The following is a 14,590-nucleotide window of genomic DNA, read 5'->3' as shown; positions in this document are numbered from 1 at the left end:
CTGCGTTACTTCTCATCTTCCAGCGACAGTCCGCCTGGGGCGGTGTGCTGAGTCGGCCCCTCTTCGCGCCGGGAGATAAATTCCTCGGTTATATAACCGCTTTATGCAGTTTAACGCACCGCCCTCGCCGAGGTGGCCCCGGGTCGGTGTGAGACTCATCGAGTTCATCTGCCGGCCGGGTGCCAGCCACCTGCCGCATGTGTGAATGATTCCGACCGCGGTCCCACAGCGGGGCCGCGGTCGGGCTCAGGACGGACAGTCGATCGCCTCGGTGGGGGATCAGGTCAGGCGGGTGGCAGGCGACTGGGTCTTGTTCGGATCGGTCTCCGGCAGATCGCCGAGGATGTCGTCGATGCGGTCGAGCACGTCTGTGTCGAGGGTGACCCCGGCCGCCTCGGCGTTCGAGGCGATCTGCTCGGGGCGGGAAGCGCCGACGAGGGCAGTGGCGACGTTGTCGTTGGCCAGCACCCAGGCGATCGCCAGCTGCGCCATCGTCAGGTTGAGCTCGGCGGCGATGGGTTCGAGACCGGCAATCGCGGTGAGCATATCGTCGTGGAGGTAGCGGCTCTTGATGAAGTCGGCACCGCCTTTCTCGTCGGTCGCCCGCGATCCCTCGGGCACCGGTTGGCCGGGCTTGTATTTGCCGGTCAGTGCGCCCTGGGCGATCGGGGACCAGACGATCTGCGAGATGCCGAGTTCCTTCGACGTCGGGACGACCCGTTCCTCGATGACGCGCCAGAGCATGTTGTACTGCGGTTGGTTCGACACGAGCTGGATGCCGAGGTCGCGGGCCAGGTGGTGGGCGGCGCGCAGCTGATCGGCGTTCCATTCGCTCACGCCGATGTAGAGAGCTTTGCCGGAGCGGACGATGTCGGCGAAGGCCTGCATCGTCTCTTCCAGTGGGGTTTCGTAGTCGTAGCGATGGGCTTGGTAGAGGTCGACGTAGTCGGTGCCGAGTCGGCGCAGCGAGCCGTTGATCGACTCCATCATGTGCTTGCGCGACAGGCCGGTGTCGTTGTGTCCCTTAGGTCCGGTGGGGAAGTAGACCTTCGTGAAGATTTCGAGCGATTCGCGCCTTTGGCCCTTGAGCGCATCGCCGAGGACCTGTTCGGCGACGGTGTTCGCATAGACGTCGGCGGTGTCGAAGGTGGAGATTCCCGCGTCCAGGGCGGCGTGGACGCACTTCGTGGCGGTGTCGTTCTCCACCTGCGAGCCGTGCGTGAGCCAATTGCCGTAGGTGATCTCGGAGATCTTGAGTCCGCTGTTTCCCAGGTATCTGTGTTCCATGACCTCAGCCTACGACCGGGCGCGGGAGTGCGGAACCCCTCGCCGAGGCTGCAGTGGCGCCGATGCACCGCTGCGCCTCGCCGGTTCGGTACACCTTTCTCTGGATTGCACACTGAAGAAAGTGGTCACCTCAGAGAAGGGTGTACCGAAATCCTGTCCCAAACAGTGGGCTCACTCAGTGCACGGGATTCGCATCTCCCGCCTCAGCGCGCCGGGCCGGCGTTCTCCGCAATATGCCCCCGCAGGGTCGCCGCGAATGCAGCGGAATCGCCCGCGCGCAGGTGATCCACCAGCTCCTCGTGTTCGGCGATGATCTCATCGCAGCGACCGAGCAGATGACGACTGTTCATGAACAGAATGAAGCGGTGCCGGTCGGACAGCAGCGAATACATCTCGAGCATCACCTGACTGTCACCGGCCTCGACGAAACCGCGGTGGAAGTCCAAGGTCAGCTCGATGAATCGGGCGATGTCCGCCTCGGCGAATGCGTCCCGCTGCTGTGCGATCAGATCATCGAGATCGGCGGCCAACCGGTGCCGCAGGGCCTCGGGCGCACGGTCGACCGCGGTGGTCTCGAGGAGATAGCGGGCGTCGGCGAGCTCGGCGATGGTCCGCTCGTCAACACCTTGGACGACGGCTCCGCGTTTGGGATAGATGCGGATCCACCCCTCGTCCTGCAGCCTGGCCATGGCCACGCGCACCGGGGTGCGACTGACGCCGATCTCGGTGGCCAGAGCCGCCTCGCCGAGCATCGTCCCCGGCGCATGCCCGCCCTCGAGGATCTGGCAGCGGATGACCTGGTAGGCGCGTTCGGCCGCACTCAGCGACTCCGTCCGGCCGCTCATTCCACGGCTCCCGCCCGATCGCTGGCAGTGCCTGCCTGATCGCTCGCGGCTGCGCGTCGAGGGTGATCGACCGTGCCTTCGCGTCCGGGCCATTTCATCAGCGGGATCGCCCGGATCGAGAATCCGACGGCGATGACGAGGACGAATGTGGCCATGAGGTTGATCCAGAGGAACCCGCCCGCGCCGAGCACGGCTCCGGCCATCGCCGCCATGAGCGCACCGCCCAGGTTCATCGCCGAATCCGAGGCGCCCTGCAGCGGCACCTTCGCATGCGCCGGCACCGAGGCGGTCAGCAGAGACGAACCGCCGATGAGGAACATCGACCACCCGATTCCGAGCAGCGACAGTGCGGTCGACAGCAGCACCATCGACGACTCCGGGGCCACTGCATCGATGACTCCGAGGGCGATCGTGAGAACGAAGATACCGGCCCCACCTGCGATGACGACGCCCGAACCCCACCGGTCGGCCATCCATCCGAATACTGGGGACAGGGCGTACATACCGGCAATGTGGATGCTCACCACGATGCCGATTGCGCCGAGGCTGAACTCCTGGTGGTCCATGTGCACCGGGGTCATGACCATGACGTTGGTCATCATCATCTGCCCCGCGATGATCGTGATCATCGCGAACAGAGGCACCGGGCGGGCAAGGGCGAAGCGCAGCGCTTCGCCGAGTTTCATCGGGGGAGGGGCGGTCGCCTCGGTGGTGGTGGATCTGTTGGTCGCAGCGGTTTCCTTCGCCGAGGCGGCCCCGTCGTTGTTGTCGGTCGTGCCTTCACCGTCGTGGCCGGGATCGTCGACCCCGGGTTCACCGGCGTGGTCGGTTCCGGCGGCCACCGTTTTCGTCAGCGTCGAGGCCGACAGCGTCGCCAGGGCGAACGCGACCATGGAGATGAGGTAGGGCCCGGCCAATCCGTTCATGCCCAGCGTTTCGCCGAGGTGGGCGCCCGGGGCGGTGAAGCTGGGGCCGAGGACGGAGCCGACGGTCGTGGCCCACACGACCAGGGACATCGCGCGACCAGCGGCGGCCGGGTCGGCGAGGTCGACGGCGGCGTAGCGGGCCTGCAGGCCGGAGGCGGTGGAGGACCCGCACATCATCATCCCGAGCATGAACAGGGGAAGGAAATGCAGGGCGACGCCGATGAGGACGACCACGGCGCCGAGCGTGCCGATGCCGAAGCCCAAGGTCAGCGCCTTGCGACGGCCGGAGCGACCGGCGAGCACGGCGAGGGGATAGGCGATGAGACCGGCGCCGAGGATGACGCTCATCTGCGCGAATCCGGCCATTGAGGTCTGCCCGGTGATCTCTTCGGCGAGCAGTCCGCCGACGGCATACCCGGAGGCGATGCCGGCTCCGGAGAGGAGCTGGGCGGTGATGAGTTTGGCCTGTTCGCGGATGTGGCTGGTCATGGTGGTCTCACGTCGTCGTGGTGGTCAGGACTCACTCACATTAACTTGCATCCATCTTGGATACAACAGATGGTCGCAGGGCGGGATGCCTGGACAGGGGCGGGAGCGAGTCGAGTAGGTTGCTGAGAACGAATCCACATCCGTGCCCGGCGTCGCCACGGTGATCCAGATCTGCCGGGAGCAGCACAAGCTCAGGAGTCCCGCACGATCAGGCAAGACGGTACCGACGACGTTCTCACCATCACCATCGATAACCGGGACCAGGCGAACGCGCTGACCGAAGAGATGCTCGGCCAGCTCATCGACGCGTTCATCGAAGCGAGCGCAGACGAGGAACTGCGCGCGGTTCTCCTCACCTCGGCCTGCGGACGGGGTTTCTCGGCATGAATGGACACGGCGCAGTTCGCACACACGAGTGCCTCGCAGCCGTACGAGACGATCAGTCGCCTCGGCGAGGCCTGCGAAGCCATTAAGAACTGCGCACTTCCGGTCGCCGTGGCGATCGACGGCTACTGCATCGGCGGGGCTGCCGAGATCGCCGCGGCCGCAGATTTCCGCCCCGGTGGGTGGAAGGACCGTGGTCGAAGAGCGCGCACTCGCCCTCCTGTGCGACACCACGCAGGCCAGCCGCGCCGTCATCGCGCAGCAGAAGCGACTGCTGCGGACGTGGAAGAACACCTTCGAAGCCGAGGCGATCGCCGACAGTCAGAAGGAATTCGCGCTCGCCTTCGCCGCGAAGGCCGAGAGACTATAGCCTGAGAACTTAACGAACGATTGAGGAGGATACGTGACAGACAACGAGGTCACACCACTGCCCGAGGCTTTCTATCTCCCTCGCGGTGAGAACGAATTCGACTCGACCCGGGCCACGACGAGCCCCTGGGACGAACGGATGCAGCACGGCGGGCCGCCCGCAGCGCTGCTCGCCAGGGCCGTCGAACGCGTCCGCGAGGACGAGGCGATGAGCATCGGGCGGCTGACGATCGACATGCTCGGCCCCATCCCGCAGGGCCGCATCCGCACCGAGGCGACGATCGTGAGACCCGGAAAGCGCATCGAACTCGTCGAAGCCAAGCTCTGGGCCGAGGACCGTCTCGCCGTCACCGCGACTGCGTGGCGGATGCGATCGACACCGGACTCCAGCGCCGAGGTGGCCTCGACCTTCGACACCTCGGCGGTGCCGGAACCGCAGGAGCAGAAGTACTTCCCCGGCATCAGCCCTGACTGGGGATACGGGCGTGCCATCGAATGGCGCTTCGTCTCCGGCGGGCTCCAGGAGCTCGGAGCTGCCGACGTCTGGGTACGCCCGCGCATCCCGCTCGTCGCGGGTGAACGAACCAGCCCGATTCAGCGATTCGTCATCGTGGCGGATTCGGCCAACGGTGTCTCGGCGGCCCTGCCGTTTGGCGAGTGGACGTTCATCCCTCCGTCGCTGTCGTTGACCTTCGCACGGGAACCGAGGTCCGAATGGCTGAATATGAATGTCCGCACCCATGTCGGCCCCGACGGGCGCGGCGTCGCCGACGGCGACCTGGCTGATGAGATCGGCTACGTCGGAGCTGTGACCCAACCGCTGCTCATCGCCCGACTCTGAGATCCTGAAAGTATGGAGTTCCTCGGGCTCGTTCTCATCGGATGCCTCGTCGGCCTGACCACCGTGCTCTTCGGGTTCGGCGGCGGCTTCGACACGGCGCGGGTGGCGGCGGCCACCTCGGCGCTGGTGATGCTCGTCAACGCGATCGTCGCGACGGTGTCGACGAAACGCTCCACGCTCGCCCACCTGCGGGGGAGGTGGTGGTTGCTCGGGCTGCTCGCGCTGGGCGGGGGATTGGGTGCGTTCGCAGGACGATTCGCACCGGACGCGCTGCTGCAGTGGGGGTTCGTCGCGTACATCGCGGCCACGGCCATCGATCTGCTCGCCCGGCCCGGATTCTTCCGGCGCAAGGCCGCGGTCGTCGATAACGTTGGCAAAGTCAGCGGGGGAGGCCGAGGAATCGCCGCTGTCTGGGGTGTGCCGATCGGTGGGTTGGCCTCTTTCCTCGGTGTCGGAGGGTCGGTGATGACGGTGCCGATGATGCGTCGGTCCGGGGCGACGATGACCGTGGCCACGACCCTGGCCAACCCGCTGACTTTGGTGATCATGAGCCCGGCCGTGCTCGTGACGATCCTGACCCCGGCGGCGATCGAAGCCCCGGGCATTATGGGATCACTCGACCTGGTGGCGGCCGCGGCGCTGCTCATCGGCGGACTTCCGATCATCGTGTTCCTGCGCCGCCGAGTGCCGAAGATCCCCGAGATACTCCATGCCTGGGGCTACTTCGTGCTGCTCGTGGCGGCCGGAGTGGTCGTAGCCGTGGCATAGTGCCTCGGCCGTTTGGCGAATTGGTGAGCCGGTCCAGCAGCGCGTGTGCAGGCGATCAGATATTTGCGCCCGCCGAGCGCTCATGTCAGCGCCGAGCGCTCAACTCGGCCACGTAAGTTCACACCGACAGCTTGCTTTAGCGTCGAGCGCTCGCCGCATAGTTTGTACGCTCGAGGCTAACTCGAGTGGTCGATGAGGGTGGGCCAGAGAACATGTTCAGCCGTCCCAACGGCGCTGGCGCAGGATAGGCGGCAGGCCGAAATAGATCGGCGGGCGGGCCGAGGCAGTCGGCGGTGAAGGCTCCGGAGTAGTCGAGTCTTCGGTGGGCACATCGCCAGAGTGAGCGTCGCCCAAGCCGTCCGCACTGCAGGTGCCGCAGCCAGCCTCCGCCCCTAGCGCCCAGGCGCTTTCCCAGCTGATGAGCTCACCGGCGTGGCAGACGGGGTCGCCTCCGCTCGACGGCGGTTCGGCCCACATCCACAGGTTGATCCCGTACTCCATGAGGACCAGCTTGCTGCCGGCCTCGCGAGACGAATTCTCCTTGACCGATGCTGCCCGCACCTTCGTCGAGGCGTCCTCGAGTTCCGTCCACCCGTCCTGCCGATGCGGCAGAAACACCCATGTCCCCGCGGGGACGTGTTTGGGAACAAGCTCGTCGACGGCGGCGATTTCAACCGAGTCCCCGAACGCATCGAGCATTTCCCCAAAGCACGCACGGGCCACCTCGGGGGAGGGCGTGACGATGAGGAGGTGGGCCGCCTCGGCGCGCACCTCATCCAGTGAAAGATGCGTGAACGGATTCGCACGCATCGACCCGAGCACCTGCGTCCAGTGCCCTGGAGCCGTTCCGCCTGCCAAGAACTCGCTGGTGCGCGGGCGCTCCTCATCGTGTCGCATCGAATATCCTCCTCGCCGAGGCTGCCCGCCGTTCCCTCCCATCATGCACCCACCCGCCGGTGGGCGAGGCGAAGTGACGGGAAGATGAGCCAGAGCGCGCCGAAAGCGGGGCCCAGCCCATGGACTAGCAGGTCCGCGCCCTCGAACGATGAGTCAGAAGAACACACCCCAGACGACCACAATGACGAGAATGACTCCGGCCAACCCGACCCAGGGGCTGCCGAAATTGAGGGTCCATCCCCAGCCGTGGCGCTTCGGCACCAGCGGAGCGGGGTCCTTCATGGACGCGTAGAAGAGACCGAGCTTCCAGTTGGAATCGTCCTGGCGGAGGGCCTCAACATCGGGATCCTCGCTCATTGAGTATCACGGCTTTCGCAGTTTCGAAGACAAGCTCTGTTGGCAGTCTACGCCCGTGGTCCGCTTGCCCCACGGCTGCTGTCTGGACAGTTTCCACGCTCACGATCTGGCGGTCCTCCGACCAGGTTATCCTCGAATCTCACCAAGGTCGTCCGCGTATCTAACGAATGGGATACGTTCCGGCCGACCGAGTGCCGCCGGCGCTCTCCCGTCCTACACTGATCGGAGTGGATCGAGCAGCGGCATTCGTGCCGGCTCGGTCCACGACCACGTCTGAACCATCTCGCCCCACTGGCGAGCCTGCACGTCCGAAAGCCCATGCCCTTGCACTCTTCCTCACGCCTCACACTCGCGGCACTTGCCGCAGTCCTGTCCCTCTGCCTCCTCTCCGGATGCGCCGAGGATGCCCAGCCGACCGTCGACACCGCCGCCTCCAGCACCGCCGACCCCACGCCGACTCGTGAGGCCCCGGAGCCGAGCTCCGGTCCTGCGGCATCGGCGACGAGCGATGACACCGACGCGGCCGGGGAAGAGGATGAAGGCCGTGCGGGCAGCGCGGCGACGGGGACCGCCTCGGCGATGTTGGACGAACTCACGGTCAAAGGCCGGGCACCGAAGACCGGCTACGACGGCGACCTGTTCAAATGGCGTTCGGACACCGACCACAACGGCTGCGACACCCGCAACGACGTGCTCCGCCGCGACCTCACGACCATCACCCTCAAGGCCGGAACCCAAGGATGCATCGTGCTGGCCGGAACGCTTGACGACCCCTATGCCGGCGAGACCTCCGACTTCGACCGGAGCGCGAACGCCGTCGATATCGACCACGTCGTCGCCCGGTCGAACGCCTGGCAGACCGGGGCCTTCAAGTTCGACGAGGAGACGCTGAAGGAGTTCGGCAACGACCCGCTCAACCTGCTCGCCGTCAGCTCGAGCCTCAACCGGCAGAAGGGCGACGGCGACGCCGCGACCTGGCTGCCGCCGAACAAGAGCTTTCGCTGCGAATACGTCGCCCGACAGATCGCCGTGAAGCACAAATACGAGCTGTGGGTGGTCCCCGCCGAGAAGGCCGCCATGGAACGCGTGCTGGCGAAGTGCGACGATCAGCCCGCCTTCGCCGAGGATGTCGACTGGCCGGGTCCAGGCGAGGGTGACAATGTCACCACGAAGGAAGAGACCCGCCCGGCTGGTCAGAAGTCTGCGAGTTCGCGTTCGTCCAGCTCCGGATCGACAGGGTCGGGGTCGTCGTCGAGCGGAACAGCGAGCGGATCGTCCAGCAGCTCGTCGGGCTCGTCGACGTTCTTCGAGAACTGCACGGCCGCCCGCGAAGCAGGTGCCGCACCCGTTCGCCGAGGCGACCCCGGATACGGGTCCCACCTCGACCGCGACGGTGACGGAATCGCCTGCGAATAGCGGTGACGTCGCGCTCACCGGAGCATGGAGCCGAAGCGCGGACAGGGAACGGTCGCCCTGACGTTCGGCCGCCTCGGCGGAGGCGGTGTGCACGCGGTCACACTCGCTCGGTAGTCTGAAGCCGAACACCGTCGCAGCTGTTACTGGCGACGGCCGCCACGATCATCGACGATGAGGAGATTCCCATGTCCGGACTCGATACCGCCCTGACTCCGCTGCGCTTCCTCGAGCGCTCGCTCGAAGCTCACCCGAACCGGGAGGCGATCGTCGACGGCCCCCGTCGCTTCACCTACAGGCAGATGGCCGAGACCGTGCAGAACCTCGCCGAAGGACTCGTCCGCAATGGCCTGAAGCCCGGGGACACGGTTGCGGTGCTCGCCCCCAACAGCGCCGAGGCGCTCATCGCCCACTACGCGGTCCCGTTGGCCGGCGGCGTGCTCGTCATGCTCAACACCCGACTGGCGCCGCCCGAGGTCGAATACATCCTCGGCCACAGCGAGGTGAAGTTCCTCTTCGGCGATGCCGGACTCCTCCAGCCGGTCATCGACGCAGGAGCCGCGAACACGGTCGAAACCATCGTCGTCCACCCCGACGAAGACGGAACCCCTGGCAAGGTCACCGCGACGGATCTCAACGTGGAAGCGTATGCCGACTGGTCCGCCTCGGCACCGGAATCACCGCGAGCCTACGAAGTCGAGGACGAGACCGCGACGATCACCGTCAACTACACCTCGGGCACGACGGGGCGGCCGAAGGGCGTCATGTACACCCACCGTGGGGCGTATCTGAACTCGCTCGGCGAGGTCGTCACGCAGGATTTTGCGGCGCTGACTCGGTACCTGTGGACGCTGCCGATGTTCCACTGCAACGGCTGGTGCACGACCTGGGCGCTGACGGCGGTGTCGGGCACGCACGTGTGCATCCGAGCGGTGCGCGGACCAGAGGCCTGGCGGCTCATCGACGACGAGAAGGTCACGCGGATGGCCGGTGCTCCCGTCGTGCTCAACACCATCGCCGGGGCCAAGGAAGCCCACGACCTGGGCGGTTCGCTGTCCATCACCACGGCCGGCGCCCCGCCGTCGCCGACGACGATCGCCCTGCTCGAAGGCCTCGGCATCGAGGTCATCCACGTCTACGGACTCACCGAATCCTACGGCCCGTACTCCTCGTGCGAACCGCAGCCCGAATGGACCGGCCTGCCGGTGGAGGAGCGCGCGAAGCTGAAATCCCGGCAGGGAATCGGCATGATCAGCGCCGAACTCATGCGCGTGGTCGAGCTGCGCGCCGATGATGTGCTCACCGACGTGCCCCGCGACGGGGTGACGATGGGCGAGATCGTCATGCGCGGCAACAACGTCATGAAGGGCTACCTCAACGCTCCCGAAGCCACCGCCGAGGCATTCCGCGGCGGCTGGTTCCATACCGGCGACCTTGCCGTGATGCACGAGGACGGGTACGTCCAGATCCTCGACCGTGCCAAGGACATCGTCATCTCCGGCGGCGAGAACATCTCCACGATCGAGGTCGAGCAGGCCCTCGTCGCCTACGAATCCGTCGCCGAGGCGGCCGTGGTCGGAATGCCCGATGAGAAGTGGGGACAGCGGCCGTTGGCCTACGTCGTGCTCAAGCCCGGCACTGAGGTGACCGAAGCCGACCTCATCGCATTCGTCAAGACCCGAATCGCCTCCTACAAGGCACCGGCCGGGATCGAGTTCGTCGATGAGCTGCCGACGACCTCGACCGGCAAGATCCGCAAGAACGCCCTGCGGGAGATGGCGGGGAGTTGAGGCGTTCTGCCGACTCCGTGCGCGAAGTGGGCGGTGAGGCCCACCGGGATCTCCTTCGTGCGGGGCGGAATCGGAAGCTGATCGAATGTTCGGAGCTCAGCCTACCCGTCAGTGCCCGCCGTCCGCGCCGGCCCACTCCGGCGTTGTGCCGGCAGTTCACGCGAAGAGCGCGAGACCGAACACGACGAAGATGATGAGATGAGCGGCCCCCTGGACAGCCGTGACCTTCTTGGCGGAAAAACCGATGACAGAGACCAGGAGCGTGATCGCCAGCAGCGCGAGGTTGATCGGCGACTCGGCGAGTACGATCTGCTGATCGGTGAGCATGCCGATGACCAGCACCGTCGGAATCGTCAGACCGACCGTTGACACCTGAGCGCCGTGGCAGAGGTTGCTCACGCGTTGGATCTCCCCGTTCCACGCCGCTCGCAACGAGGTGAGGGTCTCGGGCAGGAATACGATCATCGCGATGACCACTCCGGATAAAGCAACGGGAGCGCCGAGGCGGGCCAAGCCGTCATCGAGCAGCGTGGCCATATCGTGGGAGAGCAGGACGATCGGAAGCACCGTGGCAACGAGGAGGATCAGCCGGAGGACGATCTCCACGCGGTGGGATGAGAGGATCTCGACGATACCCTGAGGTGCGTCGTCAGGGTGGGCGCTCGCCTCTGGTCGGCGCGATTCGGCCTGGTGGGCCGCCTCGGCGGGGGAGGGGTGTGTCTTTCCGACAGTCGATGAGGCGTCAACGGAGACCGCACCGACGGGGGCCACCTCGGTGAATTCGTTGGCCTGGGGCCCCATCTGCCGATAGAGGAAGAAGGCGTAGGCGCCGACGGTGACGACGATGATCGGGATCTCCTGCCAGATCTCGTAGGCGCCGTCGGGGGTGCCGATGAGGGCGGGCACGGCGAAGGCGAGAGCGGCGAAGACGACGATCATGACCAGGTAGTTCGAGACGCCGGTGCGATTGTGGGTGAGTGCGCCGTGGCGCAGTCCGCCGACCAGCAGGCACAGGCCGATGACGGCGTTGAGGATGATCATCGACACCGCCATCACCGAATCGCGGGCGATCGTCGCGTGATCGCCGGGGCCGAGCAGGACCGCGGCGATGAGGATGACCTCGATGAGGCAGATCGAGATCGTGAGCACGAGTGAGCCGTAGGGATCGCCGAGGCGGTTCGCTAAGTGTTCGGCTTCGGTGACGACTCCGAAGGCGCAGATGAGAATGACCGCGATGATGACGAGAAGTGCAGTCACAAGCAGCGGCGCGGGCACAGGCGGTGCGAGCAGGGAGCTCGTGAATTGCAGGGCGATGAACACGCCCCAGCCGAGGACGAGTCGCAGGATTGCGGTCGGCGTGATGATTGAACGGAGGGCGGCGGTCATGAAAGGTCTTCCTGTCTCTGAGGCCGTCCTCACTGTGAATCTCACTCAGCCGGGCCGTCCCGGCCGGTTCCTTCCACTTTCAGGCTATCCAGGCCCGCCTGGCCCGGCAAATCGGGTGATCTGGGGCACCGGCCGCAACGGCACAGTTTGAGTTGGATAGCCCATGTTTGAAACGGTGCTATTCAACTTAACCAGTGCCGTTTTGGCCGGGTGCGGTCACTTCAAGAAGGGCTGGCGCTTCAGAACCCGAAATCAGAACCCGTAGGCGGCGTCCCGCTCCTCCCGGATCGAGGCAAACGTGCGGGTGAGCACGATCGTGTCCTCGACGAGGCGGTCGAGTCGCTGCAGGACGTCGTGGCTGACGATCTCGCCGCGGTGCAGGTCGCTTTCCTCGACGAACACATACGGCTGGACTACCTGTGCCTTCATGTAGCTCAGTATCGGCAGCAGGTGCTGGGCCGGAATGAGGTAGTGCTTCGACGAACCGGCCGTGGCGATGACGCCGACGACCTTGTCGAGGAATGCGCTGATCGGCAGCAAGTCGAAGACGTTCTTCAGTGCCGCCGGGATCGAGGCCTGGAAGATCGGGGTGCCGATGATGATCGCATCGGCGTCCATGAGCTCCCGGGCCACCCGACCGGTATCACCGGTGTACTCGGTGAAGCTCCGACCGTCGGCGAAGATCATGTCCACCTCGGCGAGGTCGATGACGCTCACGTCGATGGTGGGGTCGTAGGCGGCGACCGCCTCGGCGAGGTGATCGATCACGGTCCGAGTCTTCGTACCGACGTTCGACCCTGACAGCAGAATCAGCTTCATGACAGGGCCTCCTCGGCGGAATCGAACGCGGAGCCGGCAGTGCCGGATGCGGGACCGGCGGATTCGGAGACAGAATCCGCGGGCGTGGCACCGGTGTACTTCTTGACGGCGGGCAGGATTTCGGTGCCGATGATGTCGATCTGGTTCATCACGTCGGCATAGGCCATCCCGCCGAAGTCGACCTGCGCGAGGTAGCGCTGGTGACCGAAGACCTCATGCTGGTGGAGGATCTTCTCGATGATCTGCTGCGGGCTGCCGATGTTCGCAATCGACGCCGGATGGACGCTCTGCGCGAAGTGCTGCTTGGGCATGCCCTGCCCGTTCGTGCGCTTCATCCCCTCGTTGATGTGCGGATACATCGCCCGCAGCGCCTCCTGCGAGGTCTCTGCGGCATGGAAGAATCCCGCCGTGGCGATGGGCAGGGTGGCCGGATCGAATCCGGCATGAGCAGCCGCGCGACGGTAGGCGTCGACGGTGCCCTTGAACACCGAGGTGGTCCCGCCGAGGTGGGCCATGACCATGGGAACCCCGGCCAGTCCCGCCTTCACCGCGCTCGCCGGCGCTCCGCCGACGGCACGCCAGATGCGCAGCGCCTGTCCGGTGGGGCGGGGGAGGACCTCGGCGTCGTTGAGCGGTGCCCGGAACTGACCGGACCAGGTCACCTGCTTGTCACGGTTGATTGTCAGCAGCAGATCGAGCTTCTCCTCATACAGCTCTTCGTAGTCGCGCAGATCGTAACCGAGGAGTTCGAACAGGCCGACCCGGGAGGCGCGACCGGCGACGAGTTCGGCGCGGCCGCCGGAGATGAGGTCGATGGTCGCGAAGTTCTCGAACACGCGGACCGGATCCGAGGTCGACAGGATCGTCGAGGAGCTGCCGATGCGGATCGTGTCCGTGGCCTGGGCGATCGCGCCGAGGATGACGGCATGGGCCTGCGAGGCGAAGAACTCCTGATGGCTCTCGCCGAGGCTGAAGAAGTCGAGTCCTGCTGCCTCGGCGGCTTGGGCATAGCCGATGAATTCGTGGATGCGCTGTCCTGCGTCGACGCGTGATCCGTCGTGCGGGTCAGGCAGATGATCGCCGAGGCTGTAGATCCCGAACTGCAGTCCCTGGCCTTTGTCGAGGCCGAATTCGTGCATGTAGTTCGGCTGCTGTGACGGCTGGGGATCAGTCGTTTCGGAATGCTGCTCCGGGGTGGTGTGCGGCTGCGCGGACTCGCTCAAGGTCTCTCCTCGTGACGGCGACGAAAATGTCATTTGCCATGTCAACTGATACGGCCGCGGGATTATTCCCGCGAGTTCTGGCCGCGCTCCCTGCTGGTGTCGTAGAGCTTCTTCATCAGTGCGTGCAGCTGCACTTTCTCGTCCTCGCTCAAGGAATCGTCGAACAGAGACGCCTGCTGTCTCTGCTGCGAGGGAAACGCGCGCTCGAGGAGTTCGCGGCCCTTGGGCGTCAGCGAGATATGTTTGGTCTTCCAGTCCTGTTCGCGGGAGATCAGGCCCTCGGACTCGAGTCGAGCGAGCATGCGGGAGATCCCGCCGCCGCTGACGGTCAGGCCCTCGGCGAGAGCGGACTGCGTGATCGGTTCGAAATTGCGGATATGGGCAAGGGCTTCGAACTGGGCGACGGTGAGCCCGAATCGGCGCAGGTGCTCATTGGAGAGTTGGTTGCTGTTCTGGACGAAGCGGGCCATGCGCAGCCAGATAAGCGTGCTCAGGCTCAGATCTTCCACGGCTTCTCCTTCTCCTGACTGCGTAGTGGCCGCTGACGTTGTGGGCGACGTGTTTCGCCCTCACATTACCTGGGCTGCACGGGGTGAGATGTGGGCAGTCTTGAAGGTGAATGTCTGTGGTGGTTGAACAAGTGGCACCAGACGGGTGAAACGGAGGTCGTCTCGGAAAGCCGCCCGGGGTCGTGCCGTCTCTGGTCTTCCCCGACCGGAGTGGGACAATGGTGACAAAGACCGTGCCTCGTAGGTGAGCGCAGGGGTCGCGAGCAGGCGCACGTGCCAGACGCGCT

Annotated in this window: 15 protein-coding genes; 6 read left to right on the top strand and 9 right to left on the bottom strand. The window is 65.6% G+C overall.

Annotated elements, in window-relative coordinates; all coding sequences use genetic code 11:
* Window positions 1-279: 279 nt before the first annotated feature.
* From LJ362_RS13555 to LJ362_RS13545, 3 genes are all read right to left on the bottom strand, one after another.
* A complete protein-coding gene (locus LJ362_RS13555; protein ID WP_264799576.1) occupies window positions 280-1,287 on the bottom strand; it encodes an aldo/keto reductase family protein in 1,008 nt (335 codons plus the stop codon).
* Window positions 1,288-1,490: 203 nt separating this feature from the next.
* On the bottom strand, window positions 1,491-2,132 hold the full coding sequence (locus LJ362_RS13550; RefSeq protein ID WP_264799575.1) for a GntR family transcriptional regulator: 642 nt from the start codon (window positions 2,130-2,132) through the stop codon (window positions 1,491-1,493).
* On the bottom strand, window positions 2,129-3,547 hold the full coding sequence (locus LJ362_RS13545; RefSeq protein WP_264799574.1) for an MFS transporter: 1,419 nt from the start codon (window positions 3,545-3,547) through the stop codon (window positions 2,129-2,131). Before LJ362_RS13545 ends, LJ362_RS13550 begins: the two co-directional genes overlap by 4 nt.
* A gap of 285 nt (window positions 3,548-3,832) precedes the next feature.
* Between LJ362_RS13545 and LJ362_RS13540 the strand changes: the two genes are divergently transcribed.
* The 4 genes from LJ362_RS13540 (at window position 3,833) to LJ362_RS13525 (ending at window position 5,909) form a co-directional block, all read left to right on the top strand.
* Window positions 3,833-3,934: a hypothetical protein gene (locus LJ362_RS13540; protein WP_264799573.1), complete on the top strand. Its 102-nt coding sequence runs from the start codon at window positions 3,833-3,835 to the stop codon at window positions 3,932-3,934.
* Between the two features lie 190 nt (window positions 3,935-4,124).
* Entirely contained in the window at window positions 4,125-4,301 is a 177-nt protein-coding gene (locus tag LJ362_RS13535; protein ID WP_264799572.1) for a hypothetical protein, read from the top strand.
* 33 nt (window positions 4,302-4,334) lie between these two features.
* Entirely contained in the window at window positions 4,335-5,141 is an 807-nt protein-coding gene (locus LJ362_RS13530; protein ID WP_264799571.1) for a thioesterase family protein, read from the top strand.
* A gap of 12 nt (window positions 5,142-5,153) precedes the next feature.
* Window positions 5,154-5,909, top strand: coding sequence for a sulfite exporter TauE/SafE family protein (locus tag LJ362_RS13525; protein WP_264799570.1), 756 nt, complete (start codon window positions 5,154-5,156; stop codon window positions 5,907-5,909).
* 216 nt (window positions 5,910-6,125) lie between these two features.
* On the opposite strand, the gene LJ362_RS13520 is transcribed toward LJ362_RS13525, so the two are convergent.
* Both LJ362_RS13520 and LJ362_RS13515 read right to left on the bottom strand, forming a co-directional pair.
* Window positions 6,126-6,806: a hypothetical protein gene (locus tag LJ362_RS13520; RefSeq protein WP_264799569.1), complete on the bottom strand. Its 681-nt coding sequence runs from the start codon at window positions 6,804-6,806 to the stop codon at window positions 6,126-6,128.
* A gap of 153 nt (window positions 6,807-6,959) precedes the next feature.
* Window positions 6,960-7,163 carry a DUF5808 domain-containing protein gene (locus LJ362_RS13515; protein ID WP_264799568.1) on the bottom strand — a complete coding sequence of 68 codons (204 nt, stop codon included), beginning with the start codon at window positions 7,161-7,163 and terminating at the stop codon, window positions 6,960-6,962.
* A 318-nt stretch (window positions 7,164-7,481) separates the two neighbouring features.
* On the opposite strand from LJ362_RS13515, the gene LJ362_RS13510 reads away from it, so the two are divergent.
* A complete protein-coding gene (locus tag LJ362_RS13510; RefSeq protein WP_264799567.1) occupies window positions 7,482-8,579 on the top strand; it encodes a DUF1524 domain-containing protein in 1,098 nt (365 codons plus the stop codon).
* 185 nt (window positions 8,580-8,764) lie between these two features.
* Entirely contained in the window at window positions 8,765-10,366 is a 1,602-nt protein-coding gene (locus tag LJ362_RS13505) for an AMP-binding protein (RefSeq protein ID WP_264799566.1), read from the top strand.
* Window positions 10,367-10,522: 156 nt separating this feature from the next.
* Here LJ362_RS13505 and LJ362_RS13500 read toward each other — a convergent pair whose 3' ends face one another.
* From LJ362_RS13500 to LJ362_RS13485, 4 genes are all read right to left on the bottom strand, one after another.
* Window positions 10,523-11,752, bottom strand: coding sequence for a calcium:proton antiporter (locus LJ362_RS13500; protein ID WP_264799565.1), 1,230 nt, complete (start codon window positions 11,750-11,752; stop codon window positions 10,523-10,525).
* 252 nt (window positions 11,753-12,004) lie between these two features.
* A complete protein-coding gene (locus LJ362_RS13495) occupies window positions 12,005-12,571 on the bottom strand; it encodes an NADPH-dependent FMN reductase (RefSeq protein ID WP_264799564.1) in 567 nt (188 codons plus the stop codon).
* On the bottom strand, window positions 12,568-13,794 hold the full coding sequence (locus tag LJ362_RS13490) for an LLM class flavin-dependent oxidoreductase (protein WP_264799563.1): 1,227 nt from the start codon (window positions 13,792-13,794) through the stop codon (window positions 12,568-12,570). The genes LJ362_RS13495 and LJ362_RS13490 overlap by 4 nt, the downstream gene beginning before the upstream one ends.
* 62 nt (window positions 13,795-13,856) lie before the next feature.
* The gene (locus tag LJ362_RS13485; RefSeq protein WP_264799562.1) at window positions 13,857-14,303 is read right to left on the bottom strand and encodes a MarR family winged helix-turn-helix transcriptional regulator; all 447 of its coding nucleotides are present in this window, start codon (window positions 14,301-14,303) and stop codon (window positions 13,857-13,859) included.
* Between the last annotated feature and the right edge of the window lie 287 nt (window positions 14,304-14,590).

This window comes from Brevibacterium sp. JSBI002, assembly GCF_026013965.1.
Classification (GTDB): domain Bacteria; phylum Actinomycetota; class Actinomycetes; order Actinomycetales; family Brevibacteriaceae; genus Brevibacterium.
The sequence above is the reverse complement of the archived record's forward strand: the minus strand, read 5'-3'. Positions and strand labels throughout refer to the sequence as shown.

Bases quoted from the DNA above. Each gene is read 5' to 3' on its own strand.
- LJ362_RS13545 (WP_264799574.1), bottom strand. From the start codon at position 3,547: ATGACCAGCCACATCCGCGAACAGGCCAAACTCATCACCGCCCAGCTC.
- LJ362_RS13525 (WP_264799570.1), top strand. From the start codon at position 5,154: ATGGAGTTCCTCGGGCTCGTTCTCATCGGATGCCTCGTCGGCCTGACC.
- LJ362_RS13505 (WP_264799566.1), top strand. From the start codon at position 8,765: ATGTCCGGACTCGATACCGCCCTGACTCCGCTGCGCTTCCTCGAGCGC.
- LJ362_RS13555 (WP_264799576.1), bottom strand. From the start codon at position 1,287: ATGGAACACAGATACCTGGGAAACAGCGGACTCAAGATCTCCGAGATC.
- LJ362_RS13520 (WP_264799569.1), bottom strand. From the start codon at position 6,806: ATGCGACACGATGAGGAGCGCCCGCGCACCAGCGAGTTCTTGGCAGGC.
- LJ362_RS13495 (WP_264799564.1), bottom strand. From the start codon at position 12,571: ATGAAGCTGATTCTGCTGTCAGGGTCGAACGTCGGTACGAAGACTCGG.
- LJ362_RS13510 (WP_264799567.1), top strand. From the start codon at position 7,482: ATGCCCTTGCACTCTTCCTCACGCCTCACACTCGCGGCACTTGCCGCA.
- LJ362_RS13550 (WP_264799575.1), bottom strand. From the start codon at position 2,132: ATGAGCGGCCGGACGGAGTCGCTGAGTGCGGCCGAACGCGCCTACCAG.
- LJ362_RS13515 (WP_264799568.1), bottom strand. From the start codon at position 7,163: ATGAGCGAGGATCCCGATGTTGAGGCCCTCCGCCAGGACGATTCCAAC.
- LJ362_RS13500 (WP_264799565.1), bottom strand. From the start codon at position 11,752: ATGACCGCCGCCCTCCGTTCAATCATCACGCCGACCGCAATCCTGCGA.
- LJ362_RS13540 (WP_264799573.1), top strand. From the start codon at position 3,833: ATGCTCGGCCAGCTCATCGACGCGTTCATCGAAGCGAGCGCAGACGAG.